Genomic DNA, 24,366 nt, shown 5'->3' with positions numbered 1-24,366 from the left:
AAGTGTTACGAATTTACAAGTTATATGTTTTCTAGCATATGAACTATTACAATTTTAAACGCCAAAAATAAAAGTAGCAAGCTTCCTATTGGTTGTAAAATTTTTTTATTAACTTTCATTTTGCTTATAAACAAACTAGAAAAACACATAAAAAATGTAACTAAAGCTATTAATACAGAAGAAATAAATAAATTATATTCCAAAGAAAATATCATAAGTCCTGCACCTAAAGCATCAATACTAGTTACTATACTAAGCAAAAACAACGACCCATAACTAATATCAATATTCTCATTTTCATTATCTAAAAATTCTTTAAATAATTTATAAGCTAAAAATGCAAAAACTACAAAAATCAAATAGTGATCAATTGCTTGAATTAACTTCATATATCTTACATTTAGTAAATAAGTTACATAATATCCTAAAATAGGCATTAAAACTTGAAAACAAGCAGATAATGCACTAAAAACCAATAACTTTTTTAAAGATTGTTTTTGTAGCACTAAGCAAATACTTAATGCTACAAAAAATGCGTCAATTGCTAAAGAGAAAGCTAAAATAACAATATCAATTATCATCAAATAAGCCATTCTCTTCTTCTAAATTTTCTTCTTCGTCTTCTTCCTTAGGGCATTTTGCAATGCTTACAACCTCATCGCTACCAACATTTACAACAATTACTCCACTTGTATTTCTACCAGCTTTTCTAATGCTTTGCATATCAGTTCTAATCATCTTGCCACTACTTGTAAGTGCCATTAAATCCATAGTATCATCAACAATTACAATGCCTACTAAATCTTTTGTCTTTTGAGTAAGTTTCATACAAATTACGCCCTTACCACCACGACTTTGTAAGCGATATTCTCCTGCATCAGTTCTTTTTGCGATACCTTTTTGGCTAACACTTAAAATTTCTTGCTCATTACTTTCAATAACCACTGCACCTATTACATAATCTTGCTCTTCTTTAAAGCGAATAGCAGTTACTCCACGAGCTACACGACCAATTTGACGAACTTTTGTAAGTGGGAATTTAATACACATACCCTTTTTAGTAGCTACAAAAATCATAGTTCCACTAACTTGCTCTTCTTGATTATCTTGGTTTTCATCTAAAGAATTTTCTTCTTCAACAATTTGAATATTATCATCTTCAATAATTTCACTATTTTCATCAACCAAATCAATATTTTCACTATCATCATTTTGTGCTATTAAAACACTTACTAATTCATCGTTTTCATCAAGATTAATAGCTCTTACACCAACTGAACGGATATTACTATATTCACTTAAATTCGTGCGTTTAATAAGACCATTTTTAGTAAAGAATGCAAGTGATTTTGTCTTAGCAAAATCAGTTGTTGGAATTATTGCCATAATTTTTTCATCTGGTAAAAGATTGATTAGATTTACAACAGCTTTTCCTTTAGCAGTTCTGCTACCTTCAGGAATTTTATAAACTTTTAACCAATATAGTTGTCCTTTATTAGTAACAAACATTAGCGTATCGTGAGAATTTGCAGTAAAGAAACTCTCTATAAAATCATCATCATAAGTAGTAACTGCGACTTTACCTTTACCACCACGCTTTTGTTTTTCATATGATTTTGTAGGAACTCTTTTGATATACCCACGATGAGTAATTGTAATTACCATTGGCTCATTTGGTATTAAATCTTCTACATCAATTTCATCATAATCATCTACTATTTCAGTAATTCTTGGAACTTTAAATTTATTTTTAATTTCTAATAATTCATCGTGAATTATTTCTTCTATTTTTTCTTCGCTTTTTAAGATTGCATTTAGTTCTTCAATTTTTGCTAAAAGCTCTCTTAATTCATCTTCTAATTTATCTCTTTCAAGTCCTGTAAGACGGCTAAGTCTCATTTCTAAAATAGCATTAGCCTGTAATTCAGTTAAGCTAAATTTTTCTACTAAAGCATCTCTTGCACTTGCAGTATCTGCACTTGATTTAATCAATGCAATTACTTCATCTATATTATCTAGTGCAATTTTAAGACCTTCTAAGATATGTGCTCTTGCTTTTGCTTTTTCAAGTTCAAAAATAGTTCTTCTAATAATTACGGTTTTTCTATGATTTAAGAATAAATCTAATAGCTCAATTAAAGAAAATACCTTAGGTTCTTTATTGTGAATTGCTAACATTATCACACCAAATGTTGTCTCCATTGTGGTGCTTTTAAATAAATTATTTAGCACAATTTCACTCATAGCATCACGCTTAAGCTCAATTACAAGGCGAATTCCATCTCTATCACTCTCATCTCTTGTCTCACTTATACCTTCTATTTGCTTTTCTTTTACAAGCTCTGCAATTTGCTCATGAAGTCTTGCTTTATTTACTTGATAAGGTAACTCATCAATTACTATTAGCTCTTTATTTCCTTTTTGTTCTATATGAGTTTTTGCTCTTACTTTAATTCTACCGCGACCTGTTTTATAAGCTTCTATAATGCCTTTTTTACCAAAAATTATCCCACCTGTTGGAAAATCAGGACCTTTTATAAACTGCATTATTTCTTCTAAACTAGCGTTTTTATTCTCAAGTAAATATAAAAGTCCATCTACTAATTCATCTAAACTATGTGGCGGAATATTAGTTGCCATACCAACAGCAATACCACTTGAGCCGTTTAATAATAAATTAGGCACTCTTGAAGGTAAAACATCAGGCTCACTCATACTATCATCATAGTTTGGAACAAAATCAACGGTGTCTTTATCTAAATCTTTTAACAATTCTTCAGCCAAAATTGTCATTCTAGCTTCAGTATAACGCATAGCTGCAGCACCATCTCCATCAACTGAACCAAAGTTTCCTTGACCATCAATACTTGGGTATCTCATTGAAAAGCTTTGTGCCATTCTTACTAAAGCATCATAAACAGCAGTATCTCCGTGCGGATGGTATTTACCGATTACATCACCCACTATACGAGCTGATTTTTTATAAGCACTTTTTGAACCTACTCCTAAATCATTCATTGCATAAAGAATTCTTCTATGAACCGGCTTTAATCCATCTCTTGCATCGGGTAAGGCACGGCCTATAATTACTGACATAGAATAATCAAGATAGCTTGTTTTTATACTATCTTCAATATCTACAATAGTAATTTCACTATTATCAAATAAATTCATTGTTTTCCTTTAAGTAAAGATTTTTTTATACTAGCAAACTAAACTTTCGCATCGGCTAATACGACCGCAAAAAGAACCTTAATTTTAGCTTTTTTAAGCACTAAATTTGCTTGTTTTAAAGACTCGCCTGAAGTGATAATATCATCTACTAAAATTACAGGTAAATCCAAGGTCTTTTGCAATTCATATTTTCTTTTATTTTTCTTTCTAAATGAAAGGCTTTTACCTTTATAAATAATCTTATTTTTTGCTTTAATTGCGTTATATAATGGAATAATATTTTTTGATTTCATATTTTTAATAAGTATTGCTGTATGAGAATATCCGCTAGAGCAATCATCATCTAAGCCTATAGCATAAGCTAATTCATTATCAAAATGAAATCTTTTATAAGAATAAGATGCGAGTTTATTTAATATAAAATATCCACTAATAAAATGCTTGTGATTTAATAGTTTTTTAATTTTAGAATATTTATAAAAGCTAATTACTTCTAAACCATCATCTAAAATTCTTCTTTTACATTCAAGTAATTTAAATTCTTTTTCACAAGTTTTACAAAAAATCTTAAATGTAGGCTTAGAGCAATTATAACATAGCATAAAGATTTTATTCTTTATCTTTTAGACGCTTTTTAACCGATTTTACCTTATATTTTAGATTATCATTTCTACTTTTGTGAATGTCAAATTTGGCTACTAAATAAACTCTATCTTTATTAATTAATTTATTTGCTTTATTTAAAATTTTTAAAGCACTTTTTAAATCATCAGTTTCTACGCTAGTTCCCATTGCACCTAATTTGTGTTTTATATTTTTCTTTCTTAAATACTCAATAATTGGTGCTATTTCTTCACTTTTACTATCATCGCTCATAGAAAAAATACAAAAATCCATTGTAACACTCATTTTTTCTCCTTTAAATAAATTTAATTATTTCTTCATTACTTGCTCTAGTAGTTTTAAAATCATTTACATTATCGCTACTTTTTTTACCTATTGCAATGCCACATATGATTTTGCCTTCAACCCCATTTTCTCTAATAGTATCGCAATATTCAGCAATACTACCTAAAACACAAGTGCTAAATCCTAAATATGTAGCCGCATTTAAAAAATTAGCTAGAAAAATACCACAATCTAACAAAGAGCCTTCGTTTAAACCATTATCAATATGTAAAATTGCTAGATTTTTAGCATTAAAGAATTTAAAATTCTTATGCCATTGCTCTAGCCTTTTTTCTTTCTCATCTCGCTTTATATTAAGTGCTTCATAAAGCTTAATTCCTGTCTGAAATCTTCTGCTCTTATAAGGCTCAAACCAAATATCAGGATATAATTTTATATCTTGGCTTTTTAAATTATTTTTTACAGCATTTAATAAATCATCGCTTAATTTAGCAAGACTTTTACCACTAAAAAAGCTTAGTTTTGCTGGTTGCATATTTGTTGCACTAGGGCTTAATTTTGCAAGTTCTACTATATTAATTAATTCATCTTTACTTAATTCATAGTCAAGAAAATCTCTACAAGAAAATCTATTATCCAAACATTCCTTAAAAGTCATAAAATCTCCTTAAAACAAGCATAATCGCAAAATATTCTAAAATAAAAGCAGAAATTATATTAATAATCTTTAGCACTTTTAGACTAAATAAATTTGTATATTTATATACAAAAAACGAAAGCGAAAATATCCAAATAAGTATGCTAACGCTAAGTCCTAAAAATAAATATATAGGATTTTGTTTAGTGCTTAGCATAGTTGCAACGCTAAGCCAAAATGTGATTACATAAGGATTTGCTAGATTTAGTAAAAATCCTTTAATAAAATTACTAAATATATTTGTATTTTCTAAATTCTTATGAAGATTTATATCTTTTACTGGCTTTAGCATTAAAAATGCTAAATAACTTAAAAATATAAAGCCAAAAATACTTAAAATATTTAAAAATAAATCATTTTTAATAAATTCTAAAACGCTAAAGCTTAATAATGATAAATAAAGTAAATCAGCGACAAAAGCACCAAAACCTAAAGCAAAAGCATTCTTAAAAGATTTTAGTGCATAACTTAAAATTAGAATATTAACAGGACCAAAAGGAACGCAAACTCCAAGTCCTAATAATATCCCATCAAATAAATCATTCATCTGCTAAACTAAGTCCTACTTTTCCATCTTTAATTTCACTAACTATTACTTCTAGCGTTTCGCCCTCATTAAAGCTTTTGCCCTTAATTTTATTAGAATGTAATAATCCATCAATGCCGTCTTGTAAGGTTACAAATACTCCAAAATTAGCTACTTTTTTAACAACTCCACTAAATCTAGTTCCTATTTCAAATTCTACTTTAGGAGCTTGTTTTTTGCCTTTAGATTTTGGTTTTAACACTTCATTTAATATATATTCTTTAGCTTCTTTTACTAATTTTCCACTAATTTTTACTTCATTTTTATCTCTATCTAAATCTATGCTAACGCCAAATTTATCTATGATTTCTTTAATAGTTTTACCACCTTGACCAATAATTTCTGGAATATCATTAGCACTTACGCTAAATATTTCTAATTTAGGTAAAATTTCTTCATTAATAACAATCTTAGAATTTGCTTCTTCCATTAAATTAAGAATATGAATTCTTCCTTTTCTAGCAGCTTCTAAAGCTTGGGTTAATATTTCAGTGCTAACCCCACCTAATTTTATATCCATTTGCATAGCAGTTATTCCATCAACACTACCTGCTACTTTAAAATCCATATCCCCATCGTGATCTTCTAAGCCCATAATATCAGTTAATACAGCATATTCACTATCTTCAATTATAAGCCCCATAGCAACTCCAGCTACTAGTTTTTTACTAGGCACTGCTGCAGCACGAAGAGCTAATGAGCCACCACAAACACTAGCCATTGAGCTACTTCCATTACTTTCTAATATTTCTGAAACTATTCTAATAGTGTGAGCATAATCTTTACTAACTGAAGAACTTAAAGCTCTTTTTGCTAGATTTCCGTGTCCTAATTCTCTTCTTGAAGGTGCTTTTAAAGGACTTGCTTCGCCTACACAAAAACCAGGAAAATTATAATTAAACATAAATCTTTCATAGGTAGTTGATTTATTATTTAATAATTCAATCGCTTGAGCGTCATTGTCGCTACCTAAAGTACAAACCACTAATGCTTGAGTTTGACCCCTTGTAAATAAACAAGAGCCGTGCGCATTTGGTAAAATATTAGTCAATATACTAATAGGACGAACCTCATCTAAAGCTCTCCCATCAGCTCTTCTTCTTTCTTTTAAGATTTGCTTTCTTACTATATGTTTTTTAATACGATTTAATTCATAATCAAGTTCAGCTTCACTCCAATTATTATTTATAAATTCTTCATCTAAAACAACTTTTTTTGCAATAGCTTTAAGCTCACTTGCCCTTTCGCTTTTAGCCATTTTATTAATTGCAAATTTTATATCTTCTAAATAGTTTTTTTCTAAATATTCATATACTGCTAGATTTTCACTATCAGCTTTGTAATTAAACTCATAAGATTTTTTATATTCTTTAAAAGTATTATAAAAATCATTACTTATATTTAAAATACTACCTTTTGCAAATTCTAAAGCTTGTAATAACTCACTCTCACTCATCTCATTCATTGAATTATTAGTCTCATTTGCTTTCATTTCTATCATTAATAATTCATCTTTAAGACCACTTACAAACAAATCAAGACTTGAAAGTTCTAAAGAATTTAAATCAGGATTTAGAACAAAACCATTTTCATCCTTAGCAACCCTAACCCCAACTGCTGGATATACAATTTCAATATCACTTAAAAATAAAGCTGCACTTGCTGCATAAAGTGCAAGTGGCTGAATATCAACATTTTCTTCAACCGAAAGAAGCATAACAACGATATGAGTTGGATGTAAATAACCCTTAGGAAATAATGGGCGTAATGTTCTATCAATTATTCTTGAAGTTAAAGTCTCATAATCACTTGGTTTTGTTTCTCTTTTCACAAAACCGCCTGGAATTTTACCTGCTGCATAAGTTTTTTCTACATAGCTAACGGTTAATGGTAAAAAATCTTCACTAACACACTCATCTTCTCTAGCAACACTTGCTAACATAACCGTTTTACCACAAGTCATTAAAACACTTGCATTTGCTTGTTTGGCAACTAAATCAAGTTCAAATACTAATTCTTTATCGTTAATCTTAATTATTTTTTTCATTTATCTCCTTTTGATATGGCAAATAATAATTGCTCGTTTCTAAAATCTCACACGCATATTCACTTGATATTTCAAGTGGTTGCTTGTAGTAATAATCTTTATCTATAAAATGTTCTATTTTTTCTAAATAATAAACTTTATCAAATAAATCATTATAATAATTATAAGCATCAGCAGCTACTAAAGCACTTGCATATTTTATACTTCTAACGCCTAAACCCAATAAACTTTTATGACATACATTAATAGTTAAACCGCTGTTTGAACCTTGGTCTAACAATAAAATATCCTTACCTTTAAGATTGCTAAGTGGTAAAGACTTTCTATATTTTGCAATTTTACCCATAATTGATTCATCATAAAGCACAGTGCTCATTGATAAAATATATTCTTGAGTTATGGAAAAAGCTTCAATTAATTCTTGAATACATACTATATCTCTTGTTTCACTAATTTTTGCTATCTGACATTCATTATTTGGGGCATATATGCCTTTGTTAAAAAGCATATCATAATATAAATTAAGTTCACTTGCAATAGTCTCAATAAAAGGAATATTTTTAATACTATTTCCTATAATTATATGTCCTTCTAATTCTTTATATTGCAATAATTTTTCACTAAATTTATTAGCAGCTTGTAAAGGATTGTCAAAAATCATAAGTATCATCACCTCTTAAAGCAAAATTATATCTTACACCGCCTATTGGATAAAGATTGAATTTCAAATAAACTCCCCTATCTCTTACAGATTTTACACCCATTTGAGTAAGTTTAGCTGTTGTGCTTTCTTTAAATTCTAAAGAATAATTTATACATCTTTTTTTATGAGTAAAACCTATACTATAGTTTTCAAATTTCTTGCTATTTAAATTAAACCAAGCTTGAGAATATATTATGTTATAAGGCATAAATTCATATTGAAATTTACTAGTTAAAAATCTATCATAAGGCTTATTTTTCATAAGAAGCTCATCAATTTTATTATAATAAAATCCAGAACTTATTTTAAATGGCTGGGTTGTATATACGCCTTCTATAAAAAATCTATCAATATTAGAATTTTTAAACGAATACTCCGTAGTATTATTAATATTAAAATTATTATTAAAATAATACTTAAGCTGATTGCTTAAAATATTAAACTTAGAATCTTCTGTCCTAAGCGTTAAAGAATGCTTAAGTTTTTTATCATTATCGCTAAAAATTATTTGAGATAACTCAATGTTAAAGGTTAAATCATCATAAGTATTTGGTATGAAAAATTCATTTTCTATTTCTTTTGAACCAGTCCTAAGACTAGCACCAAAACCAAAATTAATATTATGCAATATATAATCATACTTTCTAAATAAATTAGTATATATAAAAGCACTATGAGTAGAATTAAAATTATAATCATCTCTTCTACTATAATTATTATAAAAGTTAAGTCCTAATTCAAATTCTTCATTTAAAACAAAGTTAATATAATCATCAAATAAGCTTTTATTAAACTCAATTGGAACATAAAAATGAAATCTATTTAATGTGCTACCTTCTCTTCTATAAAAATTGCTATATGAAAAATCTGCTTTATAATTAATATGATTATCAAATAAAGTATCATAAAATCTATGATAATGTAGATTTGGAATTTCTTGTAAAGTATAATCTTGATTAATACTTGAAGTGTCTTGATAATATTTAGCATATAAACCGAAATAATCTTTATTATCTGTATAAAAATAATTAAATTTTGAAGTTATTATGGCTTCATCATTATTATCTAAAAAACTAGATAAATTCAAATAATCAATATCACTAATTCTTAAAAAGTCTAAATATAATCCTTCTTGATTTTTGTTATTTGTATTAAAGATTTTATCTCTTTCATAGTGCATATTAAATCCATAATGCTCGCCGAATTTCAATTCTTCTTTATTTAAATAGCTATTAAATTCTTTAAAATACCCAACTCCTATATTTCCTTTAGAATAAGGGCTATCAACAAAACGAAAATTAGAATAAATTCCATAGCCCCTATTTGTTCTAATTTGTGGTCTTAATTCTAAATCCATTCTATGATTAATCGCCCAAAAAAATGGTTGCTCATAATGAATAGCTTCTTTGCTTTTTATTGATAATTTAGGAACCAAAAAACCAGTTTTTCTACTATCATCTGTATTAATAGCAAAATATGGCATATAAAAAATTGGTATATTTTTAAATCTTAAAACCATACCTTTTAATACTAAATCTTGAGTTTTAGTATTATAAATACCTTCCTTAAAATCAATACTCCATTCAGGATTTGCAACATCACAAGAACTAACACTTGCATTTTTTACAATAAAATCACCATTTATATAAGAACTATTCTTACTTTTTAACCATACTTCAATAAAAGAATCGCTTATAAAAAAATTATCAAAATTTGCACAAGAATTACCTAAATTAATTTTTGCATAATTTGATATAGTAGTTTGATTATTGTTTATTAAAAATACATCTCCAAATAATTCTAACTCTTTTGTATCTTGATTATATTTACCACTATTTGCTCTTGCAAAATAATTTTCTTTAAACAACAATATATCTTTATTTGAGATTATGTAATTATCTTTTTTTATAAACTCATCTGATTGAATTTCAATTTGATTTGAATAAAGTAAGCCAATAAGCAATATCAAATAAGATATTTTTTTAATCAACTTTAATCACCATAGATTTGCTGGCAATATCAGCAAAATTTCTTCTTGTCTTATTAAAAAATATAGATACAAACAATACCCCATTTATAAAAAATTCACAAAATACAAACACTAAAGCTCTATTTAAAGATTCTGTAAAATTAGGAGTATCAAAATGTTCGCAATTTACAATTTTTGTCTTTGTAATCATATTACCAAAAGTTGCACCATACATATAAAAAAATATAAGAACATAAAAGAATTTAATAATAAAATATGCTTTTACATAGCGAAATAACAATATATTTAAATTGATATAATCTTCGTTATTTATTAAGGTTCTTATTTTAATTATTTCTTCATCATTTATAAAATATATCATTAAAATAAAGATAAGAATATAGCAAATTATAAAATCAGCCACAAAAGCAATAAACCTAGCAACAATATCAGCTAGTTGTTTATCTTCTTTTTCAAGCTTTTCTAATATTTTATCATCCATTTAAAACCCTAAACATAAATCCCCAAACAAGCGTTAAATTTCAAGGTCTTGTAACCTAAAAAATAGTGGAAGAAAAGCATTAAAGGCTGCAATTCACAATTACTTGCATCACAGAACACGGTTGCTTAAACTTAATCACATAAAAAAATCTGTTAGACCGAATATATTAAACCCGCGTTGTCTAGGGTAGTGTAATTTTACATAAAAAGCTTAATGAATTTTTACTTACCCAAGCAAAACTCAGAAAACATTGCATCAAACAATTCATCGCTTCCTGTTTTTTTACCAAAAAGAGATAGTTTATTTAAACTTTCATTTAAATAATAAGCACAAATTTCAAGCTCATTAAAATTATCTATAGCTAAATAAATATTCTCACTAGCACTATAAAACGCACTTATTAAATCAGTATTTGTTAAAACCAATTCATTGTCTAATTGAGAATTTAAATAATTTTTTAATTCAAATTCTAAAGCTTTTATATCATTATTTAATGCTGATATTTTAATACCTTCTAAAGTATTTACTTGAGCTAAGTCGCTTTTATTTTGAACTATAAAATATTTTTTACCACTATTTTTAATGTATTCTAAAAGCTTTAATTCATCTTCTAAGCATTCTTTTGATGAATCAATTAAAAACAATACTATATCAGCTTTATTAATAGCCTCATAGCTTCTTTTAATGCCTAATTCTTCTATTAAATCATCACTTTGTCTAATTCCTGCAGTATCAACTAATTTTATTAAATGTCCGTGATAGTTTAAATACTCTTCAATACTATCTCTTGTAGTTCCTGCAATATCACTAACTATTGCTCTATTAAATGATAATAAAGCATTTAATAAAGAGCTTTTACCTACATTTGGTTTTCCAATAATTGCTAGGTTAAATCCTTCTATTAAGCCTCTTTTTTTCTCGCTTCTAATTGCAATTGTTTCTAATTCTTTAGCATTATTAAGTAGTTTTGTTTTAGCATTTTCTAAAATATCTTCAGGCAAATCATCATCAGCATAATCAATTGCAGTTTCTAAATAAGCTAAAGTTTTAATTAACTCATCTTGAGTGTTAGTGATTAATTCTTTAAAAGCTCCATCTATATTCTTAGATATTATTTTTCTTGCATTTTCACTCTTTGCAACAATTAATTCATTTATTAAAAGTGCTTTTTCTAAACTCATTTTATTGTTTAAGCAAGCTCTTTTGCTAAATTCCCCTGCTCTTGCAAATCTAGCACCTAATTTATTTAAAATCATAAGTATATTTTGTGCGTTTGTAAAACCGCCATGAATTTGAAACTCTACGCAATCTTCACCAGTAAAAGAAAAAGGGGCTTTAAAATAAATTATAATGCCTTCATCAACAAATTCATTTTCGTAAAATAGTTTAAAAAAGTGAGCATAGCGGGGATTATTTTTTAATTTTTCTGCGTTTTTTTGACTTAATAATTTTGATGCTATTTCTAAAGCTTTTTCCCCACTTAATCTAATAATACTAATAGCACCATTTCCACTAGCACTAGCAAGCGCTACTATTGTGCTATTCATTGTTTTTTAAATTCTCCATAAATTGCAATGTATCTTCCTAAAGAACTATCTTTTATAACTATATTTTTATGAGAAAATTCTTTTAGTAATTCTTCATATACTAGATTTAATAAACTTGTTTCTAATGGTCTTGTTTGGGCCTTACCTACTTCATCAATTTTTGTCTTTACTTCGCTTAAATGCTTTTCAAGATTTTCTCTTAATTTAGCAAGAACACCACAAATCTCAACTCTTGCGTGAAGATTGTATTTAATGTTTATTAGATGATTTACAATAGTATCTAGTGCTTTGTATTTATGTGCGTCTTTTCCTATTAAACTTTCATAAGAATTTGCAATAAATTCTACATTTACACTATTTTCATTAGCTGGAGTTACCACAACATCTCTTACATCAAAATATTCACTACAAAATAAATTTTTTAAATCTTTTGCAATATCTTCAATAATATTAATTTCAATTTTTTTCTTAACTTTTACTTCAATTATTGCATCTTTTTTAAAAAAACCTAAAAAACCAGCTTTTGGCAATTGAATTATTTCATACTCTAATTCTCTAATAGAGCAATTAGTTTCCTTAATTGCTCTATCAATAGCACCTTCTAGTGTTTTATCAACTATTTGCATTTTTTCCTTCTTTATTAGCAAAAATTTTATTTACAAACCATTGTTGAGCTAGTGAAAATGTATTATTTACACACCAATACAATGTAAGACCTGCTGGGAAATTTATAAAAAATATCACAAATACTAAAGGTAAGAATTTCATAATCTTAGCTTGTGTAGGGTCTTGTATAGTCATAGGAGTTATAACTTGTTGTAAAAACATAGTAGCACCCATATAAATTGGTAAAATATAATAAGGATCATGTATTGCTAAGTCATTAATCCATAAAGCCCAAGGAGCAGCCTTAAGTTCAATAGCATTTAATAATACCCTATAAATTGCAAAAAATATTGGAATTTGAATTAATATTGGTAAACATCCGCCTAATGGATTTGCCTTATGTTTTTTATAAAGCTCCATCATATGCATTTGCATTTTTTGTGGATTACCTTTATATTTTTCTTGAATTTCTTTAATTTTTGGAGCTAAAACTTTTAATTTTTGCATAGAAACCATACTTTTATAAGTTGGATATGTAAGACAAATTCTAACAACTATCGTAAGAATAACAATAGACCAACCCCAATTGCCTACATGTGAATATATAAAACTTAAAAATACAAACATTGGTTTAGCAATAAAAGTAAACCAACCATATTCAACCACATTTGTAAGTTTTTCATTAACAGCTTCTAAAATTTTATGCTCTTTTGGACCAATATAAGCATTAAATGTATCATTGCCGCTAGCTACAACATAACCAACTGATAAATCTTTGTGATTTTTAACAACTACCTTAAATGGCTTTTCAAAATTATAAAATGTGCTTGTGTAGTATCTATCAGAAAATGCAGCTATTATAGAATCAGTTTCAACTCTTTCATCATTTGATTTTATATCTCCATCTTCATAATCTACTTTAGTATCATCATTTTTGTAAATCATAGCACCATGAACTGTTAAAGTATCTGCTAAAACATTCGGACGCTCACCTGGAGTAATAACATAATCTCTTAATTTATTATCGCTAAAAGTAATTTTTACTTGATAAAAACCATTTTCTTTGAATGTTATAATTTTATTAACAATTACACCATTTACATCTTTACTTAAAACTAGCTCTTCACCAATATTTACACTACTTTTATTTGCTTTAAAAGTTGTATTGTTAAATTCTTTATTAAATTCACTATCATAAAAAACCATAGATAAAGGATATAAAGTAGTATTTTTATCAACTAAATTAATAGCTTCATTTGTTTCATTTAAAAATCTTTCATCTTTTAAAATAAAACTACTAATTTCTCCATTTTCATTGATTTGAACATCAAAATGCTCATTATTAACACTAGCAATAATATTATTTGTTTTTATTGCTTTAATATCTCCGATATTTTGAGTTTTTGTTTGTATATTACTAACTTCTTGCTTTTGAATTTGTTGAGTATTAGTAACAACTGGTTTAGGGATTAAAAAATCATAACCTATAAAAAAAACCATAGATAAAACTACAGCAATTATAATCCTTTTTTGTTGAGACATATTATCAAACATATTTTTCCTTTATTTGAATATTACTTTTACTATATAATAAAATTGTTTATCTTTTGGAACAAAAATCATTTTAAGTTTTTTTATCTTATTTTGATGTGTAAAAAGCATAATAGGTTTATGTTTAATTTTAATTATAGGATAATCAAAACCACCTACAAATAATTGATTACATTTTAAAATTCTTAAAGCTGTTAAAAAAAGTGCTTTAAAAAAATTATTATATTGAAGTTGAATAATCGCATATTGAGAGCAAGTTGGATAATATCTACAAGATTTAGGCTTTAAAGGACTTAAAAAATATCTATAAAATTCAACTAATTTAACAGCTAAATACCTAAACATTTTATTCCTTTAAACACCCCAACCTTTTAAGACTCCACTTAATATTCTTTTCTAATTCAAAATAACCTAAATCACTAAAACCTTTTTTTGCTACAAATATGTAATAACCGCTACTTATATTTGGATAAAGTTGTAAAAAAATAGCTCTTATTAATCTTTTAGTTCTATTTCTTACAACAGCACATCCTACTTTTTTACTTGCGATTACTGCAATTTTTTTAACTTCGCTTGGTTCGTGATAAATAACGCAGTTTTTAGCAAACCATTTTGAACCAATTTTATAAAGTCTAGCAAAATCTTTAGAATCATTTATGCTAGAAAATTCCTTTAGATTGCTAATCTTCTTCTACCTTTTGCGCGTCTTGCATTGATTACTTTACGACCATTTTTAGTCTTCATTCTTACACGAAATCCGTGAGTTCTCTTGCGAGGTGTATTGTGTGGTTGATAAGTTCTTTTTGGCATTTTTCTTCCTTAAATAAAAAAATTAAACGCATATTCTATCACAAATAACTTAATTATTTTTAAGTATTTTTGATATAAAATAAATTTTATGGATAAAAATACATATTTACATTACTTAAAATTATTCGGATTTTCCTTTTACAACGATAAGTTAAGCGTTAATAAAAACTACAATATAAAAGATATAAAAAATTGCAAATTATGCAATTTATACAAAAGTAAAAATAATTTTTATACAAATAAAGTAATTAAATCAAATATTTTCATACTAAGCGATATTGGTTTTAATGACAATGATGCTGAATATTTTAATAGTATTTTAAGCAAGAATTTAAATCTTAATTTAAATAATGTATATATTACAAATATAGTAAAATGCTCAAATCAATATAAACAAGAAAATATTTTAAAGTGCTATCAGTATTTTTTAAATGAACTTTTAGAAAGTGAAGCAAATATTATAATTTTATTAGGAGAAAATTTAAAAAATATATTACAATTATCAAATTTTAATATTGGAGATATTATTTTTTATGACTTTTATGGTAAAAAAAGAAAAGTTTTGCTAAATTACAGCTTTAGCTTTATTAAAAAAAACCCAAGTTATGAAAATGATTTTATAAATAACTTAAAAAAAATAAAGGAATAATTATGAAAAAATTATTAACAACAATGTTAATATGCTCAAATCTTATTGCTGCCAAACAAGAATTAGTCAAAATTGAGCCAGCAAAGGTTTTTTATGTTAATTACGAAAAAGAAAAATGCTCTGATGAATGTCTAAAAGACTTATTATACAAAGGTCTTTATATAAGCTATATAACAAGATTTAATTCTAATGATGAAAAACTAAATAACATTTATGTAAAACTTCTTAATGGAATTGAATATATTGATTTACCTAAAAAACAACAATTAAACACAATTAAAATAGCTTTAGTTATACCAGAAAAAGTTGTAAAATCTTATTCTAGTAATATAATTTCTCCTGCACTTGCATATCTTATGAAACAAAATGATAATGTATATATGAAAGTATATTTTACAGGAGATGAAAGTGAAGCTAATATAGCTCCTATCATAAGCCAATTACACGATTATTCACTAATTATTACAGGATTTCAAAAAAACGGCATTAATGTATTAAACAAAAGTATTACAAATATTGCAGTATTTAATCCATTGGCAAAATCTAGTGATTTTGATAATGTAAATTCTAATTTTACATTTGGTAGCATAGATTATCAAGAGCAAGTTGCAAAACTAATAAATATTTCAAATAATAAAATAGCTGTATTTAAAGATGATAGCTTACTAGCAAGTAAAATAACTGATAATATAAGAGAACAAAGCAATATAATTTCTCTTAAAACTATTGAAAAGAAAAATCTAAATGTAAATTCGGCTTTAAGTGATGCTTGGAAATTAAATAATTCTAGCGTATTTTTTAATATACCATTAGTAAAAACAACTCTTTTGGCAACACAAATAAGAGCTTTAAGTATTAGACCAAATAAATATTTAAGCACTCAAATTAATTATCATCCAATGTTTTTAAACCTAAGCCAAGAAAACGAAAGGTCTATGTTTTATTTTGCTAATTCAATAGGCGAAATTGATGAAGAAATAGAGTATATAAATGATTTATTAGGGCAAAAAATAGCTTATAACTGGATAGCTTATTCAACTAGCGTTGGATTAGATTACTACTATCACGAGCTATATTCAAACAAAAAAGATAGATTATTTAAAGATAATTTTATAGGTAATTCAATACATTTTAATGTAAGAATTATGAATGCTAAACAATCAAAATTTAGCGAACAAAAATAAAACTAAGAATTTAAATTCTTAGTTTTAAGTAATTTTATAAAGATAATAAAGCAATTCTTACTGCGTTAGTTGCTGCTCCAACACGAATTTGATCAGCTACACACCATAAATGTAAAATCTTAGGGTTATTTAAATCAACTCTAATTCTACCAACATAAGTTTCATTTGTATTGCTTGTAAATAAAGGCATTGGATAGCGTAATTCTTCATTTTCACTATCTTCATTATGTGCTTTTGTGTTTGGATTATCCATCAATACAACGCTTGGAGCTTTACTTAAAATCTCTCTTACTTTTGTTAAATCTACATTATTTTTAAAAGTAATTGTAATACTTTCGCTATGACTTCTAAGCACTGGCACTCTAACGCAAGTAGCACTAATTTGCATTTTTTTATTCATAATTTTTTGAGTTTCATTTACCATTTTTAGCTCTTCTTTTGTATAGCCACTATCAGTAAATACATCAATTTGAGGAATTAGATTTAATGCTAGTTGATAAGTAAATTTTGATGGTTTAATTTCTTCAAAAGCAAATACTTTTTGAAGACCTTCCATAAGCTCACTCATACCTAAATTCCCTGCTCCACTTGCCGCTTGATAAGTGCTAACATCAACTCTTTCTATATCAAATACATCATCAAGTGGTTTTAATACTTGCACCATTTGAATGGTTGAGCAATTTGGATTTGCAATTATTCCTTTATGTTTTTCAAAATCACCAGGATTACATTCAGGCACTATTAAAGGCACATCATTCATCATTCTAAAATAACTTGTATTATCAATAACCAAAGCACCTTTATTTGCTGCAATTTTTGCATATTTTTCACTTATACTTCCACCCGCACAAAAGAATGCTATATCAACATCTTCTTCATCAAAACTATGCTCATCTAATTCTTCTATAACATAAGTTTCATCACGCCATACAATCTCTTTACCAGCACTATTTTTACTAGCTAATAATCTTAGTTCTTTTACTGGAAAATTGTATTCATTTAATACATTTAATATTTCTTCGCCTACAGCACCTGTTGCACCAATGATTGCAATATTTTTCATTTCACTCTCCTAAATTGTATTTTTGCATTTTTTCTCTAAAAACTTTTTCACTCATTGAAATTAATTTAGAAGCTGCTTTTATATCCTTTTCTTGCTTTAAAGCTTCTTTAATTAATTCAAATTCTAAGTCATTTATATTATTTTTATTATTATTAGTAAAATTAAGCCTTAAATCACTATCTTTTACTATATTGTCATCACTTAAAATTGCAGCACTTTCAACAATAGAAATCAATTCTCTTATATTTCCAGGATAATTATAATCATTTAATACTTTTATAGCTTCTTTGCTAAAAGTTTTTTCCCCTAAATCATACTCATTACAAATTCTATTTAAAGTAGCATTAGCAATTTCTATTATTTCATCTTTTCTTTGTCTTAAAGGCAAAATATCTAGCATAATTGTATTTAATCTATAAAATAAATCTGCTCTAAATTTATTATTTTTAATATTATCTTGTATGTTTATATTACTAGCACTTATAATTCTTACATCTATATTAATTAATTTTGTACCACCTAATCTTTGTATAGTTTTTTCTTGTAAAACTCTTAATAACTTAGCTTGAATACTAGCACTCATTTCGCCTATTTCATCAAGAAATAAAGTGCCTTCATTAGCTAACTCAAATAAGCCTAATTTATTAGAATTAGCATCTGTAAAAGCTCCTTTTTCATATCCAAACAATTCACTCTCTATTAAATTTTCAGGAATAGCAGCCATATTAATAGCTATAAAAGGCTTATTTGCTCTTTTACTATTTTCGTGAATAAATTTTGCAAATACTTCTTTACCAACTCCACTTTCACCGCTTAAAAATACACTGACATTTGTTTTAGCTGCTTTTAAAGCTATTGTTTTTAAATTCTCAAGTTCTTTTGATGAACCTAAAAATCCATTTTGTTTTACTGGAATTTCTTTTTTAATTTTATTAGCTTTTTTTTCCCTAATAATTTTTGCTCTATTTATTGCTTCATATAATTTATCCAAATCAAATGGCTTTGTTAAAAAATCTTTTACTCCAAGTCTTAGTGCTTCAATTGCTTTATTTAAAGTAGCATTTCCTGTAATAATTATAAACTCAGCACTAATTTTTTGTTCTAAAGCTGTTTTTACAAACTCAAGTCCGTCCATTTTAGGCATATTAATATCACTTATTATTAAGTCAAAACTATCATCTAATTCTTTTAAAGCATCAATTGGATTTTTATAAGTTTTTAATTCATAATCATCACTTAATGATAATTCTAAGGATTTTCTCATATTAATATCATCTTCAACTATGGCTATTTTCATACCTTATCCTTTGTGTAAATCAATATTTTACCTTGAGCAAGTTCTGCTTTAAAATAAATTGGCAATAATCTTAAATGAGTTTTTATACTTGCTTTAAAATTATTGACATCAACATATTCACTCACTATCGCTTTATTAACACAATCTATTAAATTTGTTTGTTGGTCTTTTAAACTATCATAAATATTAGACTTTGTAGCATTAATCTCACAAACATAAGTATATCTTGCTTTTTTATCAATACTCATTGCTCTACTTAAGTGAAATTCTTCGTTAGTTAAGACTAGATTAGTAGTACTTAATCTAGCCCAAAATATATAATCAGGATTTGCAGCGTTTAATAATCCTAAAAAGCTAATTAATATGAGAACAATTCGTTCCATTTATATTTATCAATTTTTAGTTCTAATTCAACCGTATAAAGACCATCTTTAAATCCTTCTCCGGTAATGTTTGCATTTTTAATAAGTCCATTAACATATGTTGTAATTAACGAGCTTCTAAGCATTGCATCTTTTACATTTTCTCTAGAATTTACTCTAACCCCATAAAGTTTGCCAGCTAATTGACGATAAGCATCAGCTAATGCTGCTCTTTTTGCAAGTGCTAATGCTTGAGCTTGCGAAACTGTGTTTTGAGGTGGAATTCCCTCTCCTACCGAACTAAAAATCATAAGTCTTACTGCTTCTTCTTCAGGACTTAAAACAGGCTCTTGATAACTTGCTTTTTTATAAGCTGTTTTTTGAGTGTTATTTTCTACTTGAACTGTTGTTTCTTTTTTTTGTGGAACACAAGCACAAATAAATATAGCTAAAGCGATGGTGCCTAATCTTTTCACGATTTTTCCTTTAAATAATTATTTAATTGCTTCAAAGCAATTATTATTCCTTTTCTTTAAATAGCTTGTTATAATATGAAAAATAATCTGTTGTTTTGCTTAATTGTTTAGAAATATTTGAATAAAAATTTATTTCATCAATTTGATTATATTCTAAATTATTATCCAATTCAGCTATTTTCTTTAAAGAAGAACATTCATATAAATATAAGTTATTTTTTAATGCAACCATCACACTACCAATAGCCCAAGTTCTACAAAATTCTCTTAAATCATTTCTATTTGGAGTTAGTTGTTTTTTAGCGTATAAATTCGCTGCTAAAACATTAGTATCAAAATATATAAAATTGTTATATTTATTTTTAATACTATCATATATTTTTTGACTAGGAGCTATTAATAATGTATGTTCAATATAATTATTAAAAATTACTCTATCGCCTATTTGTGGAGTTAATATAGGTAATGGTAAAGCATCTTGTTTTAAATCAGAAAATGTATATAGCTCTAATTTAATATTATTGTTCTCATTATTTACAAAACTAGCTCTAGCAACAATTATAGAATATTCTCCGATATCTTTAATAACAATAGCGCCATTTTTTAAATTATTTTCATCATATTTTGCATCAACTATATGAGCATAAGCATAGCCATTATCAATCTTATCAATAACAGCATTTATAAATTGATTAGCAAATGCAAAAACCGAAAAGCATATTAAAATAAAAGTTTTCTTAAACATATTATCCCTTTAAAATTAAATTACTAAATTATAAGCAAAAAAAAGTAAAATGTCTGCCTTATTTTGGAAATTTTATCATATTTTAAAGGAAAATAATGCGAAAAATCATATTAGTTTTATCTATTTTTTTAAGTTTAAATTTATTCTCAAAAGAATTAAAAATGGAAGAATTAATATGGGAAAGAGGCGAGAGTTTTTTATTTTTCTTACAAAAAAATCAAATTCCATTAAGCATATATCACAATCTTGATAAAGAAGATAAAGAACTAACAGCAGAAATTATAGCTGGGGTTAAATATCAAATATTAAGAGATGAAAATGATAATATAGAACAAATTTTAATACCAATAAGCGAAACTTTACAAATACAAATATATAAGGATTTAGAAGATAAATATGCTATAACATTTACTCCAATTACTTATAAAGTTGAAGAAACAAGTTTAACATTTAAAATAAATAAATCAGTTTATCAAGATATTATAGATAACACTCAAAATTCTAGATTAGCAAGCGCTCTGCTTAGAGCATATGCAGGAACGATTAATTATACAGGAATGAAAAAAGATGATAGGGTAGTAATCGTTTATTCTCAAAAAAGAAGATTAGGTAGAATTTATGGAGATGCAAATATAAAATCAGCTATGATTGAAGTCAATAAAAAGCCTTATTATATATTTAAATATGGAGATAATGATTTTTACGATGAAAACGGAAAACAATTAGAAACATATACTTTCATATTACCTGTTGGAAATGTTAGAATTAGTTCTCCATTTAACCCAGGAAGATTTCATCCTATTTTAAAAAAATATAGAGCCCATCTAGGAATAGATTATGCAGCACCAACAGGAACGCCAGTAAAAGCAGCAGGTGCTGGAAAAATAATGTTTAGAGGAGTAAAAGGCGGATATGGAAATGTAGTTCAAGTAAATCATTCAAGTGGCTATATGACTTTATACGCACATTTAAGCAAATTTGGTAAATACAAAATAGGAGATAGTGTAAAACAAGGTCAAGTAATTGGCTATGTAGGAACCACAGGTCTTAGCACAGGGCCGCACTTACATTTTGGTATGTATAAAAACAATGCAGCAATTAACCCAGCAACAGTTGTTAGAGTTGCAAAAGATGGTCTAGTAGGCAAAGAAAAGCAAAAATTTGATTTAATAACTAAAGAATATATAAGTGAAATTAAGCATATATTAGAAAGTAAAATAACTCCTATAAAAGAAGAGAATTTTGAAAATATTGTGGAGCTTAATTAAAATATGAAAAATACAGCAGTAGCTTTTGAAATAATACAAGATTTTTTAGATGAAAAAGATGTTAGCTATGCTGAATTATTAGAAGCCCTAAAAATAATAAAAAATGATGATTATGAAGCTTATGAAAACATAATCAAAAGTCTTGATGATGAAGACTTAGGAAATATCGCAACACTAATGCCTGAACATATGTTAAGCGATGTTTTGAAATTATCTTCAAGTAAAAAATTAGCTTTAGCATTAGGCGAATTAGAAAGCGATGATGCAACTGATTTAATGCAAAGCATTGAAGAAATTGATGATGAAAAAGCAAATAGAATTTTTTCAAATCTTAGTAAAGACGAACAAGATGATATTTTATTCTTAAAACGCTACGATGATGAAAAAGCTGGTGCTTATATGCAAACAGAGATTTTTACCGCAAAACTTAGTGATACTCTAGAAAGTGCTATTAGCAAATATAAAGAGCTTAAAAAAAGCGAAGAAATAGAACATATAATCCAACTTTTTATAACCGATGAAAATGAAAAATTAATTTATAGTTTGCATGTAGGAGATTTAATTTTATATGAATTTAAAGATACTTTTCAGCAAATTCTAGATAAAAATGAAGATTTAGCAAAAGATTTACATTTTATTAGAGATTACGACACTATAAATGATGCTATCTCTATGGTTCAAGACTATGATTTAAGTGTAATTGCTGTAGTTGATAATAATAATAAATTATTAGGAAGAATAACTTATGATGATATACACGACTTAATCCAAGACTATGCAACAGAGCAAATGTATAACTTTGCAGGGGTTGGAGATATTGATAGCGAAGATGAAAATACTATAAAAGCAGCTAAAAGTAGAGCTAAATGGCTTATTGTAAATCTAATTACTTCGTTAATTTCAGCCCATGTTATCGCAATGTTTTCTGATGCAATAGAAAAGTTAGTAGCACTTGCAGCTTTAATGCCAATAGTTGCATCAATGGGTGGAAATACTGGTTCACAAGCACTTGCCGTAACTATTAGAAAACTTGCTTTAGGCGAATTAAGTTATGAGAATTCAAAACATATATTATTAAGAGAAATTGCTATTTCGTTTTCAAACGCAACGATTTTTGCCATTGTTTTAGGAGCTGTTGCGTATTTTTGGTTTTCAATCCCAATGCTAAGCCTTGTGATATTCATATCAATGATTTTAAATTTAGGTTTTGCAGGTTTAATTGGCTCATTAATACCTTTGGTATTAAAAAAATGTGGATTTGACCCTGCACTAGGTAGTGCAGTTTTGCTAACAGCAACCACCGATGCTTTAGGATTTTTTAGCTTTTTATTGCTTGCTAAAATAATATTGCTATGATTTAATTTTCTTTTAACAAAAATATGTTTAAATTTAAGATTTAATTTTCAATAAAAAGGAGATAAAATGAAAATTTCAACAAAACTTTCGTTATGTATACTGATTAGTTTGTGTATCTTAGGCATTAGCCTAATATTTATTTCTAACAAAGGAATGCAAGAAATTGACGATGTAACAACTAAAACGGTAGAAGAATTAGCAGTAAAAGATGCTAGAAGTGCTGCAAAAAGCATTGTATTTGGATTTTATAATTTTTCTGAAAAATTATATAAAGACTTTGTAAAAGCTGGAGATGGACCTGAAGATGCACTTGAAAGCACAATTGAATATCTTCAAGGTATGAATTTAGATAGCACAAATATTAGATTTTTTGCCGTTAATTCAGATGGAACTTATTTAGTTCATTATCAACCAGAAAAAGTAGGAAAGAATTTAAAAGCAGATTTAGATATTAAAGGCGAAAGCTATGTAGAAAAATTTGTTAAGAATGGCTTAGCAGGTGGTGGTTTTACAGAAGTTACATTCTTTGATAAGGTAACTAACAAAGATAGAAATATCATTACCTATACTAAAAAAGATAAAAATATGGATATTATCTATGGTTGCACAATAGATATGGATATAACAAATCAAGAAATCGCTGAAGTAGGTAAAATAATTGATGAAGTTATTAGTAGCTCAAATTATAAATTTACATTAGCAGCAGTTGTTATAGCAGCTATAATTTTAATATTAATGATTATCTTCGTAAAATTCCAAATCACTCGCCCACTAAACAATCTAACAGCTAAATCAAACGAACTTAGCAGTGGAGATGGAGATTTAACTAAAAAGCTAGATGATAAAGGTAATGATGAAATAGCTC

Annotated in this window: 25 protein-coding genes and 1 pseudogene; 5 read left to right on the top strand and 21 right to left on the bottom strand. The window is 26.8% G+C overall.

From position 1 onward, the window contains the following. Window positions 1-20: 20 nt before the first annotated feature. The 16 genes from KJR01_RS02075 to rpmH all read right to left on the bottom strand — a co-directional run bounded on the left by KJR01_RS02075 (window position 21) and on the right by rpmH (window position 15,101). Entirely contained in the window at window positions 21-593 is a 573-nt protein-coding gene (locus tag KJR01_RS02075) for a manganese efflux pump MntP (RefSeq protein ID WP_214116532.1), read from the bottom strand. Further along, complete coding sequence (gene gyrA / locus KJR01_RS02070; protein WP_214116530.1) at window positions 571-3,174, bottom strand: DNA gyrase subunit A; 2,604 nt, start codon at window positions 3,172-3,174, stop codon at window positions 571-573. The genes KJR01_RS02075 and gyrA overlap by 23 nt, the downstream gene beginning before the upstream one ends. A 38-nt stretch (window positions 3,175-3,212) precedes the next feature. Next, window positions 3,213-3,776, bottom strand: a complete 564-nt coding sequence (locus tag KJR01_RS02065; protein WP_239802769.1) for a ComF family protein — start codon at window positions 3,774-3,776, stop codon at window positions 3,213-3,215. Between the two features lie 7 nt (window positions 3,777-3,783). Beyond that, window positions 3,784-4,083 carry a thiamine-binding protein gene (locus tag KJR01_RS02060; protein ID WP_214116528.1) on the bottom strand — a complete coding sequence of 100 codons (300 nt, stop codon included), beginning with the start codon at window positions 4,081-4,083 and terminating at the stop codon, window positions 3,784-3,786. 10 nt (window positions 4,084-4,093) lie between these two features. Continuing rightward, window positions 4,094-4,741 (bottom strand): nitroreductase family protein, encoded by a 648-nt coding sequence (locus tag KJR01_RS02055; RefSeq protein WP_214116526.1) that lies wholly within the window; start codon window positions 4,739-4,741, stop codon window positions 4,094-4,096. Then, window positions 4,731-5,327: a LysE family transporter gene (locus KJR01_RS02050; protein ID WP_214116524.1), complete on the bottom strand. Its 597-nt coding sequence runs from the start codon at window positions 5,325-5,327 to the stop codon at window positions 4,731-4,733. The genes KJR01_RS02055 and KJR01_RS02050 overlap by 11 nt, the downstream gene beginning before the upstream one ends. Next, complete coding sequence (locus KJR01_RS02045) at window positions 5,320-7,413, bottom strand: polyribonucleotide nucleotidyltransferase (RefSeq protein ID WP_214116522.1); 2,094 nt, start codon at window positions 7,411-7,413, stop codon at window positions 5,320-5,322. The genes KJR01_RS02050 and KJR01_RS02045 overlap by 8 nt, the downstream gene beginning before the upstream one ends. Then, window positions 7,397-8,074, bottom strand: a complete 678-nt coding sequence (locus KJR01_RS02040) for a sodium:proton antiporter (RefSeq protein WP_214116520.1) — start codon at window positions 8,072-8,074, stop codon at window positions 7,397-7,399. Before KJR01_RS02040 ends, KJR01_RS02045 begins: the two co-directional genes overlap by 17 nt. After that, entirely contained in the window at window positions 8,064-10,106 is a 2,043-nt protein-coding gene (locus KJR01_RS02035; protein WP_214116518.1) for an LPS-assembly protein LptD, read from the bottom strand. Before KJR01_RS02035 ends, KJR01_RS02040 begins: the two co-directional genes overlap by 11 nt. Then, window positions 10,099-10,587 carry an RDD family protein gene (locus KJR01_RS02030; protein WP_214116509.1) on the bottom strand — a complete coding sequence of 163 codons (489 nt, stop codon included), beginning with the start codon at window positions 10,585-10,587 and terminating at the stop codon, window positions 10,099-10,101. Before KJR01_RS02030 ends, KJR01_RS02035 begins: the two co-directional genes overlap by 8 nt. 221 nt (window positions 10,588-10,808) lie before the next feature. Next, window positions 10,809-12,134 (bottom strand): tRNA uridine-5-carboxymethylaminomethyl(34) synthesis GTPase MnmE, encoded by a 1,326-nt coding sequence (mnmE, locus tag KJR01_RS02025; RefSeq protein WP_214116507.1) that lies wholly within the window; start codon window positions 12,132-12,134, stop codon window positions 10,809-10,811. Continuing rightward, window positions 12,131-12,760 carry a Jag N-terminal domain-containing protein gene (locus KJR01_RS02020; RefSeq protein ID WP_214116505.1) on the bottom strand — a complete coding sequence of 210 codons (630 nt, stop codon included), beginning with the start codon at window positions 12,758-12,760 and terminating at the stop codon, window positions 12,131-12,133. Before KJR01_RS02020 ends, mnmE begins: the two co-directional genes overlap by 4 nt. Then, on the bottom strand, window positions 12,747-14,294 hold the full coding sequence (gene yidC, locus KJR01_RS02015; RefSeq protein WP_214116503.1) for a membrane protein insertase YidC: 1,548 nt from the start codon (window positions 14,292-14,294) through the stop codon (window positions 12,747-12,749). Before yidC ends, KJR01_RS02020 begins: the two co-directional genes overlap by 14 nt. A 9-nt stretch (window positions 14,295-14,303) precedes the next feature. After that, window positions 14,304-14,636: a membrane protein insertion efficiency factor YidD gene (yidD, locus tag KJR01_RS02010; protein ID WP_214116501.1), complete on the bottom strand. Its 333-nt coding sequence runs from the start codon at window positions 14,634-14,636 to the stop codon at window positions 14,304-14,306. A 1-nt stretch (window position 14,637) separates the two neighbouring features. Then, a complete protein-coding gene (gene rnpA / locus KJR01_RS02005) occupies window positions 14,638-14,976 on the bottom strand; it encodes a ribonuclease P protein component (protein WP_275592001.1) in 339 nt (112 codons plus the stop codon). Next, a complete protein-coding gene (gene rpmH / locus KJR01_RS02000; protein ID WP_214116499.1) occupies window positions 14,964-15,101 on the bottom strand; it encodes a 50S ribosomal protein L34 in 138 nt (45 codons plus the stop codon). The genes rnpA and rpmH overlap by 13 nt, the downstream gene beginning before the upstream one ends. An 88-nt stretch (window positions 15,102-15,189) precedes the next feature. Between rpmH and KJR01_RS01995 the strand changes: the two genes are divergently transcribed. Together KJR01_RS01995 and KJR01_RS01990 are read left to right on the top strand one after the other, a co-directional pair. After that, complete coding sequence (locus tag KJR01_RS01995) at window positions 15,190-15,750, top strand: uracil-DNA glycosylase family protein (RefSeq protein ID WP_214116498.1); 561 nt, start codon at window positions 15,190-15,192, stop codon at window positions 15,748-15,750. Window positions 15,751-15,752: 2 nt separating this feature from the next. Continuing rightward, window positions 15,753-16,934: a hypothetical protein gene (locus tag KJR01_RS01990; protein WP_214116496.1), complete on the top strand. Its 1,182-nt coding sequence runs from the start codon at window positions 15,753-15,755 to the stop codon at window positions 16,932-16,934. 34 nt (window positions 16,935-16,968) lie between these two features. Here the strand turns inward: KJR01_RS01990 and KJR01_RS01985 are convergent, their stop codons facing one another. From KJR01_RS01985 to KJR01_RS01965, 5 genes and pseudogenes are all read right to left on the bottom strand, one after another. Further along, a complete protein-coding gene (locus KJR01_RS01985; protein WP_214116494.1) occupies window positions 16,969-17,997 on the bottom strand; it encodes an aspartate-semialdehyde dehydrogenase in 1,029 nt (342 codons plus the stop codon). 1 nt (window position 17,998) lies between these two features. Continuing rightward, on the bottom strand, window positions 17,999-19,294 hold the full coding sequence (locus tag KJR01_RS01980) for a sigma-54-dependent transcriptional regulator (protein WP_214116484.1): 1,296 nt from the start codon (window positions 19,292-19,294) through the stop codon (window positions 17,999-18,001). Then, entirely contained in the window at window positions 19,291-19,677 is a 387-nt protein-coding gene (locus KJR01_RS01975) for a hypothetical protein (RefSeq protein WP_214116482.1), read from the bottom strand. Before KJR01_RS01975 ends, KJR01_RS01980 begins: the two co-directional genes overlap by 4 nt. After that, window positions 19,653-19,961, bottom strand: a pseudogene (locus KJR01_RS10510) (lipoprotein required for motility); the annotation flags it as partial. The pseudogene KJR01_RS10510 and the gene KJR01_RS01975, both read right to left, overlap by 25 nt. Before the next feature lie 214 nt (window positions 19,962-20,175). Beyond that, window positions 20,176-20,877, bottom strand: a complete 702-nt coding sequence (locus KJR01_RS01965; protein ID WP_214116480.1) for a plasminogen-binding N-terminal domain-containing protein — start codon at window positions 20,875-20,877, stop codon at window positions 20,176-20,178. Between the two features lie 95 nt (window positions 20,878-20,972). On the opposite strand from KJR01_RS01965, the gene KJR01_RS01960 reads away from it, so the two are divergent. From KJR01_RS01960 to KJR01_RS01950, 3 genes are all read left to right on the top strand, one after another. Continuing rightward, window positions 20,973-22,145: a peptidoglycan DD-metalloendopeptidase family protein gene (locus tag KJR01_RS01960; RefSeq protein WP_214116477.1), complete on the top strand. Its 1,173-nt coding sequence runs from the start codon at window positions 20,973-20,975 to the stop codon at window positions 22,143-22,145. 3 nt (window positions 22,146-22,148) lie between these two features. Next, window positions 22,149-23,501 carry a magnesium transporter gene (locus KJR01_RS01955; RefSeq protein ID WP_214116475.1) on the top strand — a complete coding sequence of 451 codons (1,353 nt, stop codon included), beginning with the start codon at window positions 22,149-22,151 and terminating at the stop codon, window positions 23,499-23,501. Window positions 23,502-23,567: 66 nt separating this feature from the next. Continuing rightward, the coding region (locus tag KJR01_RS01950) for a cache domain-containing protein (protein ID WP_214116472.1) at window positions 23,568-24,366 on the top strand (799 nt) is incomplete at its 3' end.

Origin of the sequence: Campylobacter sp. 2018MI10 (genome assembly GCF_018501175.1) — a bacterium.
In the GTDB taxonomy this organism is placed as follows: Bacteria; Campylobacterota; Campylobacteria; order Campylobacterales; family Campylobacteraceae; genus Campylobacter_E.
This window is presented reverse-complemented; position numbering and strand designations above follow the sequence as displayed.